The following is a 20,592-nucleotide window of genomic DNA, read 5'->3' as shown; positions in this document are numbered from 1 at the left end:
ACCTACGGAAACCGTCCCGCTCGCAGCAGCTGGCCGGGCAACTGCCGGCCGAGCACCTTCGTGATCCAGGCCGCGACCGACAGCAGTGCGTCGAGGTCGACGCCGGTGCTCACACCCTGACCTTCGAGGAGGTAGACGAGGTCCTCGGTGGCGATGTTGCCGGTCGCGTTCGGCGCGAACGGGCAGCCGCCGACCCCCGCGACGGAACTGTCGAGGACCGACACTCCTGCCTCCAGACCCGCGATCGCGTTGGCGTAGCCGGTGTTGCGGGTGTTGTGCAGGTGCAGCCCGAGGGGGATCCCGAGCCCTGCCGCCCCGGTGAGCAGGCGGGTGACCTGCCGCGGCACGCCGACACCGATCGTGTCGGCGAAGATGATCTCGTCCGCGCCGGCGGCTGCGGCCCGCTCCGCGATGGCCAGGACCCGTCCCGGGTCGACCAGGCCTTCGAACGGGCAGCCGAACGACGCGGCGAGGGTGATGCTGGCCCGCCGGCCGTCGGCGTGTGCCTGGGCCACGATCGCGGCCGCCTCGGTGAGAGACTGCTCGACGGCGCGCCCCTGGTTGCGCTGGTTGAACGTCTCGGTCACGCACAGGGCCATCCTGGCCTCGACGCACGGCGTGGACGCCAGGCGCGTGTAGCCGCGTTCGTTGAGCACCAGCGCGACGTGGTCGACGCCGCCCACCGGCCGCATCGCGGCGCAGACCTCTTCGGCGCCGCTCATCTGCGGTACCCGGGCGGAGTTGACGAAGCTGACCACCTCGACCCTCGTCAACCCGGTGGCCGACAGCCGGTCGACGAACTCCGCGCGCACCTCCGGGCTCAGCTGGTCAGGCTCGTTCTGCAGGCCGTCACGCGGGCCCACCTCACAGATCGTGAAGGTCACGACGTCTCCCGCTGCTTCCAGATTTTGTACACAATCTAGACCGGCACGGGTGTCGGCACAAGGACGCTTGCGCTCAGCCGCCCGGCCCGGCGGATCGCCGTCTCCCAGCTGTGATCGGCGCCGGACCGGGTCACCTCGGCGTCGTACGCCGCCGCGTCGAACAGGGTCGGGCGCCGCTCGCCCTCCCACGGCGCGGCAGCCCGCTGGTCGTCGTCGCCGGCCTCGGGCCCGTTCGGGCAGCCGGACGGTCGTCGAGCTGGCCGGACGTGGCAGCTCTCGTCCCGCGCCCGCGAGAAGCTGACCGTGCTGCTCATGGACCACGACGCCGCAACCGTTGCAGAGCAGCTGCGGCACCGCTGGACAGCGGTCGCCGAGGTCGCGACCTGCGACCATTCACCAACCTCCCGGCCGCTTTCGCCACCGCGCCCACACCACCTCCCCATCGCATCTACTTCTGCTTCCAGGCCGAGACGGAGTCGGTGCGCGCCGCGCTCACCATTGCGCCGCTGTGGTGTGGCGGCGCACGATCGGTCGTGCTGCGGCTGGACCGGCTCGCCGGTCTCGCCGGCGTCCTTGACAGCAGCGCCGGCAGCCTCCTGGACGACGTCGAGGGCCGGCTGCATCCGGTGCGGTCGGCGACCTGGTCGTCGGGCACGGTCCCGGCGGCACGGACCGCATCCACGAGGACATCCACGAATGCCTGGCCCCAGCTCACCCATCACCAGTACCTGCGTCGCGAGCTGGCCAAGGGCCACGCGATCGGCAGCACCGCGACCATGGTCCTCTGGGACGACCTCGCCGGATTCGGCCTCCAGATCGTCCGCCTCACTCGACCCTGACCCGTCCGGCTCTGGAGCGTGAACCTGCCGTTACACTCAGCCCTTGCCCGACGCCTCCTCCCTCCGGGATCGCCTGTGCCGTATTCGTACGACGTGTTCGTTAGTTACCGGCGGGCGAACGCCTGGCCGAGGTTCGTGGGCGAGACGTTTCTGCCGATGTTCCGGCATTGGCTCGGGGCCGAGCTGGACGCGGCGCCGCGGATCTTCTTCGACGCCGACGTCATCGAGACCGGCGATTCTTGGCCGCACAGGCTTGCTGACGGGATCGCCGGGTCGAAGGTGCTGCTGTGTCTGTGGTCGCGGGAGTACTTCAGCAGCGAGTGGTGCCTGGCCGAACTCGGCCACATGCTGGCCCGGCGGGATGCGGTCGGCAACGGGCGGCCGGTGCCGCTGCCGCTGGTGCTCGCCGCGGTGATCCACGACGGCGAGGATCTGCCGGCGGAGCTGCGTTCGATCCAGCGTTACGACATCCAGCAGTACGCGAACCCCTGGCTGGCAGCGGGCAGCTCGACGGCCGAGGAGCTGTCGAACCGGGTCCGCGTCCTGGCGTCGCACGTGGCGAGCGCGCTGCGCCAGGCGCCTGAGCATGACACCGGGTGGCGCGGGCTCGCCACCGAGGAGTTCATCAAGTTGCACCGCAAGCGCACGCTGCAGCGGACCGTCCCCAGCCTCGGAGGGGACCCGGCATGATCGTCACGTTCTACTCGTACAAGGGTGGCACCGGCCGGACGATGGCGCTGGTCAACATCGCGGTGCTGCTGGCGAAGGCCGGCCGGCGGGTCCTGGTCGTGGACTTCGACCTCGAGGCGCCGGGTGTCTGGCGGTACTTCGCCGACAGCTACTCCGGTCTCGACAGCCGGCCCGGCCTGCTCGACCTGCTGCAGGACCACGTCGTCCGGCCCCGCTCCGACCCGCCGGACTGGCACGACTACACCACCCGGATCCGCGTGGGGGTGGAGTCGGTGTCGATCATGACCACCGGCCGGCAGGACCCGGACTATCCGGCCCGGGTCCTGGCCTTCGACTGGTCCGCGTTCTTCGACCTGCACGGCGGCGGGCGGTACTTCGAGGAACTGCGCAACGACTGGCTCACCGAGTACGACTTCGTGCTGGTCGACAGCCGGACCGGTATCACGGACATCGGCGGGGTCTGTCTCATCGCCCTGCCCGATCTCATCGTGCCGGTGTTCGTCGCGAACCGTCAGAATGTCGACGGCGTCGTTGACGTCCTGCGCCGCGCCCAGGCCGGCCGCCAGGCGCTCGCCTATGACCGGCCGCCGGCGCTGGTGCTGCCGCTGCTGTCCCGCTTCGACAGCCGGACCGAGCTGGAGTTCGTCAACGAGTGGCTGAGCATCGCCGCCCAGCGGTTCGGCGAGTTCTACGCCGACTGGCTCCCACGCCACGTCGACCCGAGGGTTGCGCTGGAGCGCACCAAGCTCCCGTACGTCGCCTACTTCGGTTTCGGCGAGAAGCTCGCCGTCCTCCTGCAGGGCGTGACCGACCCCGACTCCCTCGGCTATGCCCTTGACACCGTGGCGCACCTCATTGACACCCGGCTCCAGGACATCTCCAGCATCGCCCCCACGAAACCTCCGCTCACTACCCCGCCAGCGGCCCTGCTCGGACCGGCGGACGATTCCTGGATCGCGGCCGTGTATTACCAGGACGACTTTGTCTGCATGGCATTCGCACTGGATCGCCACCGAGTGCTGGTGCCCATTGGCATGGGTGTGAACACGCAGGGCTTCGCAGTGCGGTTCGTGAAGGCCGGACTCGATGAGCCCGTCCGAATCGCCGAGGCAAGGACAACCAGGCGTGCACGTGACGCTGGCGCCACCGTGCTGGTCCTGAGCGACCCGATTCCGACGGCAGTGAGGCTACCTCGACTCAGTTTCGTGGAGCCGGTGGCTCTGATCGGGCACCGCTGGTGGACCTTCGGCATCCCCCGCAACTCTGGTCCACACGGCACGCCCGCCTACGGCACGATCGTGGCTACTTTGACGTTCGGCGTGGTGCAGGTGGATCCCACCTCGCGGCGCGGCGTCACCGACGGGTTCCAAGGTGCGCCATTGTGGTCACCGGAACACGACGCCGTGGTCGGCATGATCGTTTCGACCAGCAACGACGGCGATGGGGCAGCAATAACGCTGCATCGCGTCGACGCACTGTTCCCCGACGAACGATTGAGGTTGCTGGCCGAGCCGGTTCCGAGGATTGGACTAGGACCTCACGAAACTCAAACCCTTCTCATGGAACTTTCCAACATTTTTTCCGATGCACACGAAGCTCGGATTCTGCTCGCCAGCATCGATTTCCCGCCCGAGCGTATGCCACGCTTCGCTGCGTACTCCACCCCGAAGCTGTTCTGGGAGTCGATCCTCGACGACCTGGAAAACGGGCTCATCGACGACGGCGTGCGACTGCTGGTGCAGGCCGCACTGAGGATCTACCCCTACAACCCTGTGCTTCGGCAGTTGGAGGAGACGTTCAGGTAAAGAAGCCGGCAAAGCGGGTGTCGAGGTCGATCTGAGCGCCGACGGCGCGGCCGAGCTTCTTGAGCAGGGGGATCTGTTCGACGCCGTCGAGTTTGCGGACTATGGGTGGGGGTTCACATCCCCGGCCAGGGCGCCCAGCGCACCGGTGGCGCCGTCGCGCCAGCAGATGTGCGCATCAACACCGGCGAGCTCGTGGTCCTGGCCGCCGACATCACCCGAAGCCTGCTCGTCGTCCATCCTGCAGCTCCGGGCACAGGTTCGTGGCGCGCGGTGCGTTGCACCTGTTCGCCGCAGGCATGGTCGCCGGCGCACTCAGCGGCTTCCTGCAACGGTTCATCATGGACGAGCCGCACCTGGGGCTGCCCCAGATCACCAACCCCCTGGTGATGATCTGCGCGACGGCGGCGGCGAAACGGCAGTGGCAGGCGCCCACCGCGCCGGGCCGGCGACGTCAGACGAGCGCCCGGCCGTCGAGCAACCTCCCCTACGTCGCGGTGGCTGCTGTCGACACACTGCTGCTGGTCGTTCTCGCGGAACACCGTGGTCTGCCGTCACACCACCAACGCAGTCAACGCCACGGCCTCCACCGCCGCGAGAACGCTCGCCTGCTCGCCCGCCTGGACCACACCGCGGTCGTGGACGGGCGGCGCACGGCAGCCAGGACGGCGGTCAGCAGGCTGACCGCACGCAGGGGCGGGTCGGCCGAGCGGCGACAGGATGGCGAGGTCCGCACCCGGGGCGACGACGCGGGCGGGCGCTGGTCGGAGAACGACGGGGTCAGTAGTCCGGCGGGCGGATCAGCTGGGCGTTGACCACCACGGAGGGTTCGTCGCCGAGGTTGGCCTGGGGTTGGGTGTCCTCCTGGTGGCGGCGGGCCAGGATGGCGGCGCCTGGGCCGTCGCCCTGTTCGATGGCCTGGATCAGCTCGGCGTGGCTGTTGAGGCTGCGGCGGGTGGCGGCGTCGCCGGGGATGCCGCCCTCGATCACCGTGCGGGCGGCCCATTCCTCCTCGTGGGCGTACCAGAGTCCTTCCAGCATGCCGGCCAGCAGCTCGAAGGTCTGGTTGCCGCAGTTGCGCACCAGCGCCTCGTGGAACTCCTTCATGCAGGCCACGAACTTGGCGAAGTCGCCGAGGCTCTCCTCGGTGCGCTGCTGGATCTCGCGGAGGGCGGGCACGACCGTCTCCAGGCGGTCCGGTCTGGTCGCGCACATCTCAGCGCAGACCGGGTCGAGGCGGCGCACGGCCAGGCCGAGGTCGTGGACGCTGACGTCGCGGGACTGCAGGACCAGGCCGAAGACGTAGCCGGCCCGTTCGAGCTGGGGCGGGTGCACCTCGGCGCCGCCGCGGTTGCCGCGGCGGATGGTGATGAGGCCCTCGGTCTCCAGGGTGCGCATGGCCTCACGGACCGACGGCATGCTGACGCGGAACTCCTCGAACAGGTCGTCCTGCTTCAGCAGCCCGTTCTCCGTGGTGAGCTCGCCGCGCAGAATCCGGTCGCGCAGCTCGTCGGCGAGGCGCTCACCGACCCGGCGTCGCGTGAGCAGCGGGCCTTTCGTGCCGCCTTCGCGCTGCTGCACGGCCCGGCCGGGGGCGGGGTCCGTCATGATCTTCGCCTCTTTCATCCGTCCACCTGGGAGGGTCGCGCCAGGATCGCCCGGAACCGGGTCACATTGGCGAGCTTGATGGTCTCATATCCGCGGACCAGATCTGGTGCCCGCGCCACCGCCAGGCAGCGGTCGAGGTCGTCGGCGTCCAGCGCGGCGAGCACCGCGGTGGTGTACTCCTGCGGCAGGGCGCGTTCCACCCGGCGGACCTCGGCCAGGCCGAACGGGTCGAACGCGGTGCCGCGTACCGACCGCATCGCTCGCAACACCGCGAACGCGGGCCGGATCCAGGCGCCCAGCGCAAGCTTGTGCCGCAGGCCGAGTGCCCGCAGGAACGGCGGGTGGATGTGATAGCGCACCTGGGCCCGGGTGCCGTCGGGTGCGGCCTGCGCGCCGATGTCGACCTTCAGGTGCAGCCGGGCGACCTCGTACTCGTCCTTGTAGGCCAGCAGTTTGTACAGGTACCGGGCGAACTCCACGGACACCGTGTCCGTGCCGGACCGGCCGGCCTCGGCGGCCACGACCCGCCGGACCGTGTCGACGTAGCGGCCAGCGAGCCGGGCGTTCTGGTAGTCGACCAGGTCGGCGGCGCGTGGTTCGGCGACCTCGCGCACCGAGGCCGGGAGCGCGGCCGCGTCGAGGAGCCGACGGGCGGCCGACAGCGCGCCGGGGGTCGGGTCGAGGCCGGCGGCACCCAGCCGGGTGGCTGCGGCGGGTTCGTCGAGCGTGACCGGGGCGAGCACGTGCCGGCGGCCGGCCCGGAACGCCTCGATGTTCTGCTCGACGGCGACGCCGTTGAGCCGGATCGCCTCTTCGATCGACGCGGCGGCGAGGGGCACCGCGCCGGTCTGGTACGCCACGCCGAGCAGCAGGATGTTGGCGGTGGTCTCGTCGCCGAACAGGCTGCGGCTGAGCTGGGCCGCGTCGATGGCGGTGGTGCGCCCGGCCGCGTCCCGGATGCGGTCCAGCAGCTCACCGGCCGGCGGCAGGGTGGTGGCGATGTTGGTGACCACGGCCGCGGTCGGGGTGATCGAGGACGCGACGACCGACACCGTGCGCTGCGGGTCGGTGCGCGCCAGGTGCTGCGGTGCCGCCCCGCTGAGCAGGTCGAACACCAGGTAGAGGTCGGCCTGGCCGGCGCTGACCGCGGCGGTGCGGTCGTCGACCGGGGTGGCGCTGATCTGCAGGTGGGACACCACCGCTCCGGCCTTCTGGCTCATCCCGGTCTGGTCGAGGCCGGCGGTGTACCGCCCGTCGAGCAGCGCCGCGGTGGCCAGGATCTGGTTCACCGTGACCACGCCGGTGCCGCCGATGCCGACCAGGTAGACGCCGTAGGCGCGGTCGCCGAGCGCCGCTTTCGCCGCCGGTTCGGCGGGCACCTCGCCCGCGGTGCGGGGCCGCGGCCGGGGCAGCCGTGGGCGGGCGGCCGGGACGGTGCGGACCGTGACGAACGACGGGCAGTCGCCGTCCAGGCAGCTGAAGTCGGAGTTGCACGAGGTCTGGTGGATCTGGGTCTTGCGGCCGAGTTCGGTGTCGACCGGCTGGACGGACAGGCAGTTGCTCTTCACCCCGCAGTCGCCGCAGCCTTCGCAGACCAGCTCGTTGATGACCACCCTACGGTCGGGGGTGGGCAGCTTGCCGGAGCGGCGCATCCGCCGGGCCTCGGCCGCGCAGACCTGGTCGTAGATGAGCACGGTGACGCCCTCGATCGTGCTGAGGCGTTCCTGCGCGGTGAGGATCTCCTCGCGTGGCAGCACGGTGACGCCGTCGGCGAGGTCGCGCACGCCGCGGTACCGGCCGGTGTCCTCGGCGCACACGATGATCCGGCTGACCCCCTCGGCGGCGAGTTCCCGGGTCAGCGCGGGCACCGACATGCCGCCGGCGATCTGCTGGCCGCCGGTCATCGCGACGTAGCCGTTGAACAGGATCTTGAAGGTGATGTTCACGCCGGCGGCGATGCAGGCGCGGACCGCGAGCAGGCCGGAGTGGGAGTAGGTGCCGTCGCCGAGGTTCTGGAAGATGTGCCCGGTCTGCGAGAACGGGGCCATGCCGATCCACGGCACCCCTTCGGAGCCCATCGGGACCACCGGCAGTTTCTCGTTGCCGGCGATGCGGGGGTCGAAGTAGGACATGCCGTGGCAGCCGACGCCGCCGCCGACGACCGCGCCGTCGGGCAGGACGGTGGACCGGTTGTGCGGGCAGCCGCTGCAGTAGGCCGGTGCCCGGCCCAGCAGCGGCAGCAGGATCGGGCCCTTCGCCGCGGGGCGGGCCGGGGCGGGCTCGGGCAGGCCGAGCTCGCGCCGCAGGATCGGCTTGAGCTGGTCGGGGCCGAGCTCGCCGTGGGCCGGCACGAGCAGCCGGCCGGCGCGGTCGCGTTTGCCCACCACGGTCGGCCGGTGCGGGGTGGGGTACAGCGCGTTGCGGACGGCGGACTCGATGAAGTCGCGTTTCTCCTCCACCACCACGATGTGCTGCAGCCCTTCGGCGAACCGCTCCACCACGGCACGGTCCAGCGGGTAGATCATGCCGAGCTTCAGCAGCCGCACACCCTGCTCGCGCAGGCCGTCGTCGTCCAGGCCGAGGTCGGTGAGGGCCTGCCGGACGTCGTAGTAGGTCTTGCCGGCCGCGACGATGCCGATCCGGGCGCCGTCCTGCGCGCCGTCGATGACGTTGAGGTTGTTGGCGGCGGCGAACGCGACGGCCGCGACGTGCCGGCGTTCGAGCAGGTCCCGCTCCCGGTCGACGAGGATGGTGGGGACCAGTTGGATGCGCTGCCGGTGCTGCCAGGGTTCGCCGTCGATCTCCAGCGCCGGGTGCTGCAGCGACAGCCGGCCGGGGTCCAGGCGCACCGAGCCGACCGAGTCGGCGACGCTGGTGACCACCTTCAGGCCGACCCAGCAGCCGCAGTACCGCGACAGCTCCAGGCCGGTCACGCCGAAGTCGAGCAGTTCCTGGACGGATCCGGGCACCAGCACGGGCATCAGGGCGTCGTAGAAGGCGGTCTCGCTCTGGTTCGGCAGCGACGAGGACTTGGCCGCCGGGTCGTCGCCGGCCACCGCGAGGACCCCGCCGAGCGGGTGCACGCCGAACTGGTTGGCGTGTTTGAACGCGTCGCCGCACCGGTCCACGCCCGGGGCCTTGCCGTACCAGAGGCCGAACACGCCCTGCAGCCCGTCGCGGAACCCGCCGGGGGACGGCTGCTGGGTGCCGAACACGACGGCGGCGGCGAGCTCCTCGTTGACGCCGGGCACGTGCCGGATGTCCTCGGCGGCCAGGGTCGCGGCGGCCCGGTGCAGGGTGAGGTCCAGTCCGCCGAGGGGCGATCCGGGGTACCCGGAAGCGAGCCCGCCGGTGCGCAGCCCGGCGGCCCGGTCCAGGCGGTGCCGGTCCAGCAGGATCCGGGTGATCGCCTGGGTGCCGGTGAGCACGACGGTGCCGTCGTCGGCGTCGTAGCGGTCCGTCAGTTGGTACCCGGTGGGCTGCCGGCCGGCCGGCGGCGTGGTCACCACGTCGGTCATGGGGTTCCTGAGCCCTTCGTTGCGGGGATGGCGGACGCGTCGGCGGCCGTGGGCAGCCGGGTCACGGCGGACGGGTCGCGCGGATCCTTGTAGAGCAGGATCGTGCAGGTGCCGGGGTCGAGACCGGCCGGACAGAGGTTCACCGGCCACGGCGCGCCGAGGCGCTCGCGGGCCATCTCGACGTGCCAGATCGGCACGTGGGTGCGGTAAATGGTGGTCGGCCGGCCGCCCCAGGTGACCGGGTGCGGGTCGGTGACGAGCGCGAGCCCGAGCCCGGCGGCGAACCGGCCGTCGGTGACCTGGCGGGCGCAGGTGCCGCAGGGGTCCTGCACGATCGTGAACTTCTCGTCGTCCTCGGTGACCGCAAGCTCGGTGAAGTGGCCCTGCAGCAGGTGTACGAGGTTCGCCAGGCGCTCGGCCGCGGGGCGGTCGATGTCGCGCATGAGGCCACGCAGGGCGTCCTCGCCGCGGCGGCGGTGGAACGCCTCCAGCTCGTCCGGGCCGTAACTGGCGTGCACCTGTGACAGCAGCGCGGACAGCCAGTCGCGCAGCACGTCGATGACGCAACGCCAGGCGGCCTCCCGGTCGTCGAAGAGCGCGAGCGCGCCACCGGTGTCGCCGCGGGCGACGGCCGCGGCGACGTCGTCGGCCATCGGCGCCGGCACCTCGTCGCGGACCGGGTCGACACCCGGGTAGGCGGCGAAGAAGGCCAGGGTACGGGTGGTCAGCAGGCGCAGGCCGTCCCGGCCGTGCCGTTCGGCGGCGGTGTCGAGGATGGTGGCGACCCAGTCGAGGTAGCGCTCGCGCTGGCCCCGGTGCTCCCGTTCGAGGATCGCGAGGTGCCCCCGGAGGTCGTCCACAGTGGACCTCGATGCGGCGAGCACGCGGTCCCGGGGCGACGTGGACAGCTCCCGGAGCTCTTCTTCGGTGCACACCCGATCCTGCCGACCTGCGGTCACGTCGCCCTCCCCGGCCACCCTTGACGCTAAGGATATAACCTTATAACCTTCGGCCTGTGATGCACAACACACACTTGATGACCAGCGAAGATGCGGAACCCACGACAGTGCGGGTCGCCATCGACGCCGGCGTCGCGTGGGTCGAGCTCAACCGCCCCGAGGTGTTGAACTCGTTCAACGAGACGATGCTGCGCGAGCTGGCCGCCCTGTGGGCACGGCTGCGCCTCGACGACGAGGTGCGGGCCGTGGTCGTCACCGGAGCCGGCGAGAAGGCGTTCTGCACCGGCTACGACCGCTCCGGCCTCGACCCCGCCGGCGACCCCACTGATGACGCGGCCGCCGATGACGAGTCGGCCCGGCTGTTGAAGGCGAGCAGCCCGTTCCTGCGCGCCGATGTCGGCGACTTCCTCGGCCCCAAGTCGTGCGGGCTGTGGAAGCCGGTCATCGCCGCGGTCAACGGCATCGCCTGCGGCGGCGCGTTCTACCTGCTCGGCGAGGCCGACATCATCATCGCCGCGGACACCGCCACGTTCTTCGACCCGCACACCACGTTCGGCATGCCCGCCGTGTTCGAGCCGCTGCACCTGCTGCGCCGCATGCCGCTGGGCGAGGTGCTGCGGCTGACCCTGCTCGGTTCGGCCGAGCGGATGTCCGCCCGGCGCGCGCTGGAGATCGGCCTGGTGTCCGAGGTGGTGCCCGGCGACCAGCTGCGCGCGGCGGCGGCGGCGGTCGCCGGCACCATCGCCGCGCTGCCGCCGCTCGCGGTCCAGGCCACCCTGCGGGCCATCTGGATCGGCTCGGAGATGGCGCCCGGCCAGGCGCTCGGCGTCGCGCACGCGCTCGTCGCCGCCGGCACCGATCCGGCCGCCCTCGCCGCCGGCCAGGAGGCGTTCCGCGCCGGCGGCCGGCCGAAGTGGCGGCTGCGATGATGGACTTCGCCCTCTCCAGCGAGCAGCTCGACCTCCGCGCGGGCCTGACCGCCCTGTTCGCCGACCACTCGACGCCGGCCCGGGTCCGGGCGGCCGAGCCGCTGGGCTTCGACCCGGCGCTGTGGGCCGTGCTCGGCGGGTTCGGCTTCCCGCACCTGGCCGGCTCCCGCGACGGCACCCCGGCCCGGCTGGCCGAGCTGGTCGTCGCCGCCCAGGACGCCGGCGCCTGCCTCGCCTCGGCGCCGCTGGTGGAGACCCTGGTCGCGACCCGGCTGCTGGACCGCCTCGGCGTCGCCGCCGGCGACGACCTGGTCACCTTCTCCCCCCGCCCGGCCATGGCCGGGGTCGCCCGGACCGTCCCGTGGGCCGCCGTCGCCGACCGCGTGATCGCATGGGACGGCAGCCCGGACGGAAGCCCCGACGGAAGCCCGGACCGAAGCCCGGACGGCGGCCGGAACGGGGCGCAGGACGGGCGCCGGCACGACGGTGCCGGGGGCCGGATCGTCATCGCCGGGCCCGGCCACGACGTCGAACGGCCGAAGCAGACCCTCGCCGCGCTGGCGATCGGCCACGCCGACCTCACCGGCGCGACCGTCCTCGCCGAGGGACCGGCGGCGGCGACGGCCTTCGCCGAGGCCCGGGCCGACTGGCAGATCCTCACCGCGGCCACCCTCGCCGGTGTCGCCGCCGCCGGGCTGCACCTCGGCGTGCAGTACGCGAAGACCCGCCACCAGTTCGGCCAGCCGATCGGCGCCTTCCAGGCCCTCGCCCACCAGCTGGCCGACGCCGCCGCCCTCGTCGACGGCGCGCAGCTGCTGGTCCAGGAGGCGGCCTGGGCCGCCGACACCGGCAACCCCCGCCGGCACGGCCTGGCCGCGATGGCCGTCGCGTTCGCCGGCCGGGCCGCCCGCCAGGCCACCGACCGCAGCCTGCACGCGCACGGCGGCTACGGCTACACCCTCGAATACGACATCCAGCTGTACTTCCGCCGGGCCAAGGCACTGAGCCTGCTCAGCGGCGGCGAGCCCGCGGCCGTCGACGCCGTCGTCGCGCTCGCGCTGGCCGACACCGACTCCGGCACAGACACAGACACAGACACAGGGCGGCGGTAGATGGACTTCGAGCTCTCCGCGGCGCAGCTGCGCTTCCGCGACGAGGTCCGGCAGTTCCTGGCCGGGCTGCCACCGCAGACGTCGGCGGCCGTGCACGACACCGGCACGCTGCACAGCTGGGACGTGCACCGGGCGATGGCCGGGCGCGGCTGGCTGAAGGCGGCCTGGCCGGTCGAGCAGGGCGGGCAGGGCCGGGACCCGTTCGAGATGGCCACGCTCAACGAGGAGTTCGCCCGGGCCGGCATCCCGATCGAGGGCTGGCTGATCGCCGAACTGGTGGCCAAGACGCTGCAGATCGTCGGTACGCCGCAGCAGCGGCACGAGGTCATCCCGGCCATCCTCGGCGGCGAGATCCTGCTGTGCCTGGGCTACTCGGAGCCGGACTCGGGCTCCGACGTGGCCGCGGCCCGCACCCGGGCCACCCGCGACGGCGACGACTGGGTCATCGACGGGCAGAAGATGTTCACCACGATGGCGCACGAGGCGAGCTACGTCTTCCTGCTCGCCCGCACCAACCCTGACGTGCCCAAGCACCGGGGCCTGACCATGTTCCTGGTGCCGCTGGACGCCGGCGGGGTCCAGGTCCGCCCGGTGCACACGCTCGGCGGGGAACGCACCAACGCCACGTTCTACGACCGGGTCCGCGTCCCGGACAGCGCCCGGGTCGGCGAGGTCGACGGCGGCTGGGACGTCATGATGGTGGCGCTCGCCTTCGAGCGGCAGCCGGCCGCGGCCGGGCACCTGCTGCACCTGCTGGGCCGCGCACTGCGCTGGGCCCGCACGCCCGGCCCGGACGGGTCGCCGCCGATCGAGCGGCCCGAGGTGCGCGCCTGCCTGGCCCTGGCGTACACCGACCTCGAGGTGAGCCGCCTCATGGGGAACCGGATGACCTGGCTGACCTCACGCGACGTCCTGCCGCACACCGAGGGTTCCCTGGCGAAGCTGTTCAGCTCCGAGGCGCTCATGCGGGCCGCGGCGTCCCTGATGGACGTCGTCGGCGCCGACGGGCTCCTCGCCGGGCACGGCACCGGCGCCCCCGCCGACGGCTGGATCGAGCACGAGTTCCGGCACTCGGTCGTGACCACCATCTATGCCGGTACCAGCGAGATCCAGCGCGGCATCATCGCCGAACGGCACCTGGGTCTGCCCCGTGCCACCGCCCGGCGAGCCGCGTCGTGACCGCCGGCCGTGCAGCCGAGCACGACGTGACGCAACAGGTGCGCTGCACCGTCGAGGGCGGGGTGGCCCGGATCGTGTTCGACCGGCCCGAGCGGCGCAACGCGCTCGGCCCGCCGCAGCGCGAACGGCTGATCTCGCTGCTGGCCGAGGCCGGCGCGGCGGTCGAGGTGCGGGCGGTCGTGCTCTCCGCGGTCGGCCGGGCCTTCTGCGCCGGTGGCGACCTCGGCCTGCCGAAGCCCGCTCCGCCCGCCGACGGCCGGCCGGACCGGGTGGTCGGCGCCACCGGGCCCGCGGTCCGCAGCGCCCAGGCCCTCATCGCCGCGGTCCTCGACTGCCCCAAGCCGGTCATCGCCGCGGTCAACGGGGTGGCCGCCGGCATGGGCGCCCAGCTCGCCCTCGCCGCCGACGTCGTCATCGCCTCGACCAACGCCCGGTTCGCCGAGCTGTTCATCACCCGCGGGATCGTGCCGGACGCCGCGGCGGCGTACCTGCTGCCCCGCATCCTCGGGCTGCACCTGGCGAAGCGGCTGCTGCTGCTCGGCGGCGACCTGAGCGTCACCGACGCCGAACGTCTCGGCATCGTGCACCAGGTGGTCGAGCCCGACGACCTGCCGGCCGCCGCCGATGCGCTCGCGGCCCGGTTCGCGGCCGGGCCGACCGTCGCGATCGGCCTGGCGAAGCGCCTGCTGAACCAGTCGCTGGACTCGGACCGGGTCTCGGCGTTCCACCAGGAGGAGATGGCGGTGGCGATGAACGTGTGGACCGAGGACAGCGCCGAAGGGCTGCGCAGCTTCGCGGAGAAGCGCGACCCGGTCTTCCGGGGGTGGTGACGCGATGCCCAGGCCCACCGACATCGGCGTGATCGACCTGATGATGGGGATCCCGAAAGGACCCGGCGACGACAGCTGGCGCCGGTTCCTCGGCACCCAGCTGCGCGACCAGGAGAGCCGCGAGACCTACCGGTTCCCCGCCGAGTACATGTACAAGAGCCTGCCGGACCAGCGGTTCAGCGCCGACGGCGCGGCGGCCGTGCTGGCCGAGATGGACCGCTTCGGCGTCGAGCGCGGCATGATCACCGTCAGCTTCGACGACGAGCTCGCCGTCGCCGCGCTCAAGGACCACCCGCAGCGGTTCCTCGGGGCGTTCCCCGTCGACCCCAACGCCGGGATGGAGGGCGTACGGGCGCTGCGCCGGGCGGTCGAGGAGCTCGGCGTGGTTGCGGCGAGCGCGATGCCCAGCGGTCTCAACCCGCCGGTGCCGATCAACGACAAGCGGTTCTACCCGCTGTATGCCGCCTGCGTCGACCTGGACATCCCGATCTTCGTCTGCGCCGGCGTGCCCGGGCCCCGGATCCCGTTCGCGGCCCAGGAGGTCGCCCTCATCGACGAGGTCTGCTGGTACTTCCCTGAGCTGCGTTTCGTCACCCGGCACGGCTGCGAACCGTGGGTCGACCTGGCCGTGAAGCTGCTGCTGAAGTGGCCCAACCTGTACTACTCGACCAGCGCGTTCGCGCCGAAGTACTACCCGCGGCAGATCCTGGACTTCGCCAACACCCGCGGCGCGGACAAGGTCCTCTACGCCGGCTATTTCCCGATGGGCCTGTCCCTGGAGCGTATCTTCACCGAGCTGGACGACCTGCCGCTGCACGACGACGTGTGGGAGAAGTTCCTGCGCACCAACGCGCAGCGCGTGCTGGGCCTGGACCGCGCCGACCGCGGGACGGCAGCATGACCCGCCGGGCGATTGTCGTCGGTACCGGATTCGGGCTGCGGGTGCACGTGCCGGCGCTGCGGGCGGCCGGGTTCGAGGTGGCCGCGCTGGTCGGTCAGGACGCCGAGCGGACCACCCGGCGGGCCGCGCGGGTCGGCGTGCCGGCCGGGTTCGACTCCCTCCAGGCCGCGTTGCTGGCCACCGACGCCGAGGTCGTCACCATCGCCACACCCCCCGACACGCACGCCGATCTCGCCGGGCTGGCCGTCGCGGCCGGGCGGCACGTCATCTGCGAGAAGCCCCTCGCGCTGTCGGTCGAGCAGGCCGAGGCGATGACGAAGGCGGCCGACGCGGCGGGCGTCGTCGCGCTGGTCGGCACCGAGTTCCGCTGGGACCCCGCGGTCGAGGCGGTCCGCGCGGCGATCGCCGGTGGCCGCATCGGCCGGCCGCACACGGTCACGGTCGTGCGGTCCTACCCGATCCTCGCCGACGCCGGCGCGGGCGCGCCCGGCTGGTGGTTCGACCCGGCCCGGGGCGGCGGGTGGCTGCGCGCGAACGGCACCCACCTGCTGGACCAGCTGCACCTGTGGCTCGGCCCGATCGCCGAGGTGTCGGCCACGCTGGGCCAGGCGGTGCCGCGCCCCGGCGGCGGCGCCGACGACGGCTACGGCGTGCTGCTGCGCACCGCGTCCGGCGTCGTCGGGATCATCCAGGAGTGCGCGGCGGTCTGGGGCGCGCCGGTCGAGGTGACCCGGGTGGCCGGCACCGCCGGCACCGTGTCCATCGTGGACGGTCGAGCCCGCCTCGAGACCGCCGACGGGACCCAGGACCTGAGCGCCGCACCGGCGCCACCGGACGCATCCGACAGCAGCCGCCCGTGGACCGCGGCCGAGATCGCCGCCTACACCGGTCTCGCCGGCTGGCTGTACCGCCGCCTCGAAGACGGCAGCACCGGCGAGCAACGCCCGGCCACGTTTGCCGACGGCCTGGCCGTGCTGCGGGTCGTCGAGGCGATCCAGGCCTCGGCCGAGCAGCGCAACGCCGTCACCGTCCAGCCCGGAGGTGCCTCATGAGCCGGCCACTCGACCCCGCGGTGGTCCGCCCCGCCGGCACCGCGGTCGTGACGATGGAGCTGCAGCGCGGCATCGTCGGCCCCGAGAGCCTGGTGCCGGAGCTGGGCGAGCAGCTGCGGGCCGGCGGTGGCGTCGGCAACGTGCGCCGCCTGCTGACCGCGGCCCGCCCCGCCGGGGTCGCGGTCGTGCACGCCACCGTCGCCCGCCGGGCCGGCGGCCGGCCGGGCCTGACGAACGCGCCGATCCTGGAGCGCGCCGCGGCCATGCCCGAGCACCTGCGCACCGGCTCGGTGTCCGCGCAGGTGCTGGCGGAGATCGGGCCGGAGGACGGCGACGTCACCGTCGAGCGGCTGCACGGCGTGACCCCGTTCACCGGCACCGAGCTCGACGCGACCCTGCGAGGCCTCGGCGTGCGCACGATCGTCCTGGTCGGCGTGTCGGTGAACATGGGCATCCTCGGCGCCTCGATGGAGGCGGTGGGGCTGGGGTACCGCGTGGTGGTGCCGGTCGACGCGGTCGCCGGCGTCCCGGCCGACTACGCCGCACACGTGATCCGGTACAGCCTGCGCCACCTGGCCACGCTGTCCACAGTGGACGAGGTGGTGGCGGCATGGACCTGACCGGAAGCCGGACCGGACGCGTTGCCGCCGTCGCGGGCGTCGGCCCGGGACTGGGCCGCGAGCTCGCCCTGACCTTCGCCGAGGCCGGCGCGGACCTGGCCCTGCTGGCCCGCAACGGCGGCTACCTGGAGCAGGTCGCCGGCGAGGTCGAGGCGGCCGGCCGGGCCGCGCTGCGCCTGCCGGCCGACCTCACCGACCGGGCCCGCTGCGCCGAGGCCGCCGAGCGCATCGGCGAGCGGTACGGCGCCGTCGACGTCCTCGTGCACAACGCGTTCTCCCGGCCGCCGCTCGGCTCGCTCGGCGACCGCACCGCCGCCGACTGGCACGCGGCGGTCGACGGCAACATCCTGTCGGCCACCAACCTGCTGTACGAGCTGCTGCCGCTGATGCGGGGACGCTCGGCGGCGGTCGTGCTGGTCAGCTCCATCTCGGCGCGCCGGCCCTACCCGGACTCCGGCATCTACGCCGTGGTGAAGTCGGCGATGCTCACCCTGGTCCAGGTCCTGGCCCGCGAACTGGGCCCGCACTCGGTCCGGGTCAACGCCGTGGTGCCCGGCTACATCGAGTCGGACAACCTCGAGGCGTTCTTCGCCGACGCCGGCACCCGGCAGGGCACCAGCGCCGCCCAGGCCCGGCAGGCCGCGCAGGACGCGACCTGCCTGGGCCGGTTCGTGACGGCCCGGGAGGTGGCCGACGTGGCCGCCTTCCTCGGCTCGCCCGCCGCCGCCGGCGTCACCGGGCAGACGCTCGACGTCAACGCAGGCCAATGGTTCGGCTGACCCGTCAGACAGCCCGCCCCTGAGGACACCTGGAGCACAGTGGACACACAGACACGGCAAGCGACCGCCGCCCCGCCGACGGCACCCGCAGGCGCCAAGCTGCTCGCGTCGGGCGTGGAGCGGCAGTTCATCTCCGGCAAGAGCCGCGTGCACGCCCTCGGCCCGTTCGACCTGCGGGTGGCCGACGGCGAGTTCGTCTGCCTGGTCGGCCCGTCCGGCTGCGGCAAGTCGACGTTCCTGCGCATCGTCAACGGCCTGCTGCCACCGACCGCAGGCACCCTGGACCTCTGGCTGGACGACGGCCGGGCCGCCACGTCCATGGTCTTCCAGGACTACGGGGTGCTGCCCTGGAAGACCGTGCTCGCCAACGTGCGGTTCGGCCTGGAGATGGCGAAGGTCCCCCGGCGGGAGGCCAACGAGCGGGCGATGGAATGGATCCGCCGGATCGGGCTGACCGGCTTCGAGAAGGCCTACCCGGCGACGCTGTCCGGCGGCATGCGGCAGCGGGTATCGATCGCGCGGGCCCTCGCCGTACAACCGCAGATCCTGCTCATGGACGAGCCGTTCGCTGCCGTGGACGCGCAGATGCGGGTGGTGCTGCAAGAGGTGCTCCTCAAGGTCTGGGAGGAGGACCGGCGCACCGTCGTCTTCGTCACCCACAGCCTCGAGGAGGCGCTCGTCCTCGGCGACCGCGTGGTCGTCGTGTCGGCCCGGCCCGGCCGGGTGGTCAGTGACATCACCGTGCCGTTCGGGCGGCCCCGCGCCAGCGACGTGCGCCGCACGCCCGAGTTCGCGGAGCTGCACCAGAACGTGTGGGACGTGCTGCGCGACGAGGTCCAGGCCTCGCTCGCGGCGGGAGAGGAGTAGCCGTGGCCCAGATCATGCAGAAGACGTCGCCGGCGCCGGCACCGGGGAACGGCCGGCTGGTGCGCCGCGAGGCCTCCGCCACCCCGGAGCGGGCCGCGGTCCGCCGGCGCCGCCGCCGGCTGGCCGAGATCGTGCTGGGCTTCGGCGCGCCGGTGGTGCTGTTCGTGGTGTGGCAGGTGGCCGCGACCAGCGGCGCGGTCAACCCGCTGTTCTTCCCGCCGCCCACCGAGGTCTGGAAGGCGGCGCTGCAGCTCGTCGAGAGCGGCGAGCTGTTCGACCACCTCTGGGCCAGCCTGACCCGGGTGCTCATCGGCTGCGCCATGGGTGTGGTGACCGGCGTGGCCGCCGGCATCGCCCTCGGCGCCTCCCGCTGGGTCCGGGCCACCCTCGAACCGCTGCTCTCGGCGCTGTACACGGTGCCGAAGCTGGCCATCTTCCCGTTGCTGCTGCTCATCTTCGGGCTCACCGACACGGCCCTGAACGTGGCCATCGGCATGACCGTCTTCTTCTTCATGTGGGTCAGCACCATGGCCGCGTTCCTGGCGGTGAGCCCCGGTCACCGCGAGGTGGCGCAGAGCTTCCAGGCCGGCCCGTGGCTGACCTTCCGTCACGTCCTGTTCCCGGCCGCGCTGCCGCAGATGTTCATCGGTCTGCGGATGTCGGTCAGCGTCGCCGTGCTGATGATGGTCGGCGTCGAGTTCACCCAGGCGAACAAGGGCATCGGCTATCTCATCTGGTACTCCTGGACGCTCTTTCAGGCGCCCCGGATGTACGTCGGCATCGTGGCGGTCGCCCTCATGGGTCTGCTGCTGAGCAATGCCGTCAAGTGGGTGTCGCTGCTCGTGCTGCCGTGGGCTCGCGTCGAGATCGAAGGCGGCGACCGGAACCTCCTGTAAGTCGGTTTCCCTCCCCCAGTAAGGAATTCGCACATGCGCCGATCAGCCGCCCTGTTCGTCGTCGCCGTCCTCGCCGCCCCGCTGCTGTCCGCCTGTGGTGGCGACGACGGCTCGACCCCCGCCTCCACCTCCACCGGAACCCAGGCCACCAACGCCCCGGCCCCCGGCCCGACCGGGCCGAACACCCCCGCGCCGAAGCCGTTGCCGAGCGAGGTCACCGTCAACGCCTCGCTGCCCTTCCGCAACATCGAGGCGTACGCGCCATTACTGCTCGCCGAGTACTTCGGCGAGTTCAAAAAGGAAAACATCAAAATCAACATCCAGCTGGTGCAGACGAACAACCTCGTCGTGCTGATGCAGAAGGGCGACGTCGACGTCGCACCTGCCGCGCCGTCGGCCGGGCTGTTCAACGCGATCGCCGGTGGCGCCGACATCAAGGGCATCGGCGGCGGCGTCGGCTGGGCCCCGTCCAACCACCAGGGCTACTACGTGCGCAAGAGCCTGCTCAAGCCGGACGGCTCGTTCAGCTGCGCCGACCTGAAGGGCAAGAAGGTCTCCACCGGCTCCGCCACCGGCCTCGGCTCCCCCGCCGTCGTCGAGCTGGCCGCCTACCTGAAGACCTGCAACCTCACCGTCAAGGACGTTACGATCGTGCCGCTCGGCGGCGCCGACCTGCTGGCCGGGCTCGACTCGGGCTCGGTGGACGCCGGCAACCTCAGCGACCCGGTCTGGACCACCGCCGAGAAGGCCGGGCACAAGCTCATCATCCCGTTCACCGCGTCCATCACCAGCTACTGGATGGGCAAGATCCGCACCGAGAAGCCGGACGTGGCCGCGGCCGTCGTGCGCGCGCTGGTCCGCACCAGCCGCACCTACCTGCAGGGCGACTACCGCAGCAACCCGCAGGTGAAGGAAGGGCTGATCAAGGCGATGGGCGCCACCGAGGCGCAGGTGACCGGGCCGTCCAGCCTCATCTTCGACCCGGACTTCAAGTTCCCCATCGGCAACATCGCACCGATCGAGGCCGCCTGGGCCGAGATCGGTGGCATCGTCAACTTCGCCAAGCCCCTGGCCGACGACAAGCTGTTCGACGACACGCCGCGCCAGACGGCGCTGGCCGCGTAGCC

21 protein-coding genes are annotated in these 20,592 nt (G+C 72.3%); 15 read left to right on the top strand and 6 right to left on the bottom strand.

All coding sequences use genetic code 11. The annotated features are described in order from the left end of the window. Nucleotides 1–2 precede the first annotated feature (2 nt). Nucleotides 3–884 (bottom strand): hydroxymethylglutaryl-CoA lyase, encoded by an 882-nt coding sequence (locus AB0K00_RS09985; RefSeq protein ID WP_363518177.1) that lies wholly within the window; start codon nucleotides 882–884, stop codon nucleotides 3–5. Between the two features lie 35 nt (nucleotides 885–919). After that, nucleotides 920–1,198, bottom strand: coding sequence for a hypothetical protein (locus AB0K00_RS09980; RefSeq protein WP_363518175.1), 279 nt, complete (start codon nucleotides 1,196–1,198; stop codon nucleotides 920–922). A gap of 165 nt (nucleotides 1,199–1,363) precedes the next feature. On the opposite strand from AB0K00_RS09980, the gene AB0K00_RS09975 reads away from it, so the two are divergent. The 3 genes from AB0K00_RS09975 to AB0K00_RS09965 all read left to right on the top strand — a co-directional run bounded on the left by AB0K00_RS09975 (nucleotide 1,364) and on the right by AB0K00_RS09965 (nucleotide 4,218). Continuing rightward, nucleotides 1,364–1,723, top strand: coding sequence for a hypothetical protein (locus AB0K00_RS09975; protein WP_363518173.1), 360 nt, complete (start codon nucleotides 1,364–1,366; stop codon nucleotides 1,721–1,723). A 75-nt stretch (nucleotides 1,724–1,798) separates the two neighbouring features. Beyond that, nucleotides 1,799–2,413 carry a toll/interleukin-1 receptor domain-containing protein gene (locus AB0K00_RS09970; RefSeq protein ID WP_363518171.1) on the top strand — a complete coding sequence of 205 codons (615 nt, stop codon included), beginning with the start codon at nucleotides 1,799–1,801 and terminating at the stop codon, nucleotides 2,411–2,413. Further along, nucleotides 2,410–4,218 carry an effector-associated domain EAD1-containing protein gene (locus tag AB0K00_RS09965; RefSeq protein ID WP_363518169.1) on the top strand — a complete coding sequence of 603 codons (1,809 nt, stop codon included), beginning with the start codon at nucleotides 2,410–2,412 and terminating at the stop codon, nucleotides 4,216–4,218. Before AB0K00_RS09970 ends, AB0K00_RS09965 begins: the two co-directional genes overlap by 4 nt. A gap of 99 nt (nucleotides 4,219–4,317) precedes the next feature. Here the strand turns inward: AB0K00_RS09965 and AB0K00_RS09960 are convergent, their stop codons facing one another. Further along, nucleotides 4,318–4,455 (bottom strand): hypothetical protein, encoded by a 138-nt coding sequence (locus tag AB0K00_RS09960; protein WP_363518167.1) that lies wholly within the window; start codon nucleotides 4,453–4,455, stop codon nucleotides 4,318–4,320. Nucleotides 4,456–4,478: 23 nt separating this feature from the next. On the opposite strand from AB0K00_RS09960, the gene AB0K00_RS09955 reads away from it, so the two are divergent. Continuing rightward, nucleotides 4,479–5,030, top strand: coding sequence for a hypothetical protein (locus AB0K00_RS09955; RefSeq protein WP_363518165.1), 552 nt, complete (start codon nucleotides 4,479–4,481; stop codon nucleotides 5,028–5,030). On the opposite strand, the gene AB0K00_RS09950 is transcribed toward AB0K00_RS09955, so the two are convergent. From AB0K00_RS09950 to AB0K00_RS09940, 3 genes are read right to left on the bottom strand one after another with little or no spacing between them, the layout of a single operon-like run. Then, nucleotides 4,996–5,841, bottom strand: coding sequence for an FCD domain-containing protein (locus AB0K00_RS09950; protein WP_363518163.1), 846 nt, complete (start codon nucleotides 5,839–5,841; stop codon nucleotides 4,996–4,998). The two genes, AB0K00_RS09955 and AB0K00_RS09950, sit on opposite strands and share 35 nt — an antisense overlap. Then, entirely contained in the window at nucleotides 5,838–9,341 is a 3,504-nt protein-coding gene (locus AB0K00_RS09945) for an indolepyruvate ferredoxin oxidoreductase family protein (RefSeq protein WP_363518161.1), read from the bottom strand. The genes AB0K00_RS09950 and AB0K00_RS09945 overlap by 4 nt, the downstream gene beginning before the upstream one ends. Next, nucleotides 9,338–10,300: a hypothetical protein gene (locus AB0K00_RS09940; RefSeq protein WP_363518159.1), complete on the bottom strand. Its 963-nt coding sequence runs from the start codon at nucleotides 10,298–10,300 to the stop codon at nucleotides 9,338–9,340. The genes AB0K00_RS09945 and AB0K00_RS09940 overlap by 4 nt, the downstream gene beginning before the upstream one ends. 77 nt (nucleotides 10,301–10,377) lie before the next feature. On the opposite strand from AB0K00_RS09940, the gene AB0K00_RS09935 reads away from it, so the two are divergent. From AB0K00_RS09935 to AB0K00_RS09885, 11 genes are read left to right on the top strand one after another with little or no spacing between them, the layout of a single operon-like run. Further along, a complete protein-coding gene (locus tag AB0K00_RS09935; protein WP_363518157.1) occupies nucleotides 10,378–11,229 on the top strand; it encodes an enoyl-CoA hydratase/isomerase family protein in 852 nt (283 codons plus the stop codon). After that, nucleotides 11,226–12,341, top strand: coding sequence for an acyl-CoA dehydrogenase family protein (locus AB0K00_RS09930; protein WP_363518155.1), 1,116 nt, complete (start codon nucleotides 11,226–11,228; stop codon nucleotides 12,339–12,341). The genes AB0K00_RS09935 and AB0K00_RS09930 overlap by 4 nt, the downstream gene beginning before the upstream one ends. After that, complete coding sequence (locus AB0K00_RS09925) at nucleotides 12,342–13,520, top strand: acyl-CoA dehydrogenase family protein (RefSeq protein WP_363518153.1); 1,179 nt, start codon at nucleotides 12,342–12,344, stop codon at nucleotides 13,518–13,520. It abuts the gene before it with no gap. Beyond that, nucleotides 13,517–14,350, top strand: a complete 834-nt coding sequence (locus tag AB0K00_RS09920) for an enoyl-CoA hydratase/isomerase family protein (protein WP_363518151.1) — start codon at nucleotides 13,517–13,519, stop codon at nucleotides 14,348–14,350. The genes AB0K00_RS09925 and AB0K00_RS09920 overlap by 4 nt, the downstream gene beginning before the upstream one ends. Before the next feature lie 4 nt (nucleotides 14,351–14,354). After that, a complete protein-coding gene (locus AB0K00_RS09915) occupies nucleotides 14,355–15,251 on the top strand; it encodes an amidohydrolase family protein (protein ID WP_363518149.1) in 897 nt (298 codons plus the stop codon). Then, complete coding sequence (locus AB0K00_RS09910; RefSeq protein ID WP_363518147.1) at nucleotides 15,248–16,303, top strand: Gfo/Idh/MocA family oxidoreductase; 1,056 nt, start codon at nucleotides 15,248–15,250, stop codon at nucleotides 16,301–16,303. The genes AB0K00_RS09915 and AB0K00_RS09910 overlap by 4 nt, the downstream gene beginning before the upstream one ends. Next, entirely contained in the window at nucleotides 16,300–16,923 is a 624-nt protein-coding gene (locus AB0K00_RS09905) for an isochorismatase family cysteine hydrolase (RefSeq protein WP_363518145.1), read from the top strand. The genes AB0K00_RS09910 and AB0K00_RS09905 overlap by 4 nt, the downstream gene beginning before the upstream one ends. Then, nucleotides 16,914–17,702, top strand: a complete 789-nt coding sequence (locus AB0K00_RS09900; RefSeq protein ID WP_363518143.1) for an SDR family oxidoreductase — start codon at nucleotides 16,914–16,916, stop codon at nucleotides 17,700–17,702. The genes AB0K00_RS09905 and AB0K00_RS09900 overlap by 10 nt, the downstream gene beginning before the upstream one ends. Nucleotides 17,703–17,741: 39 nt before the next feature. Continuing rightward, entirely contained in the window at nucleotides 17,742–18,569 is an 828-nt protein-coding gene (locus tag AB0K00_RS09895; RefSeq protein WP_363518141.1) for an ABC transporter ATP-binding protein, read from the top strand. A 2-nt stretch (nucleotides 18,570–18,571) separates the two neighbouring features. Beyond that, nucleotides 18,572–19,465 (top strand): ABC transporter permease, encoded by an 894-nt coding sequence (locus tag AB0K00_RS09890; protein WP_363518139.1) that lies wholly within the window; start codon nucleotides 18,572–18,574, stop codon nucleotides 19,463–19,465. A 33-nt stretch (nucleotides 19,466–19,498) separates the two neighbouring features. After that, a complete protein-coding gene (locus AB0K00_RS09885; protein ID WP_363518137.1) occupies nucleotides 19,499–20,590 on the top strand; it encodes an ABC transporter substrate-binding protein in 1,092 nt (363 codons plus the stop codon). Nucleotides 20,591–20,592: the final 2 nt, after the last annotated feature.

Origin of the sequence: Dactylosporangium sp. NPDC049525, from assembly GCF_040676755.1 — a bacterium.
Taxonomy (GTDB): domain Bacteria; phylum Actinomycetota; class Actinomycetes; order Mycobacteriales; family Micromonosporaceae; genus Dactylosporangium.
Note: the sequence above shows the minus strand (reverse complement) of the source record. Positions and strands in the feature narration are given on the sequence as shown.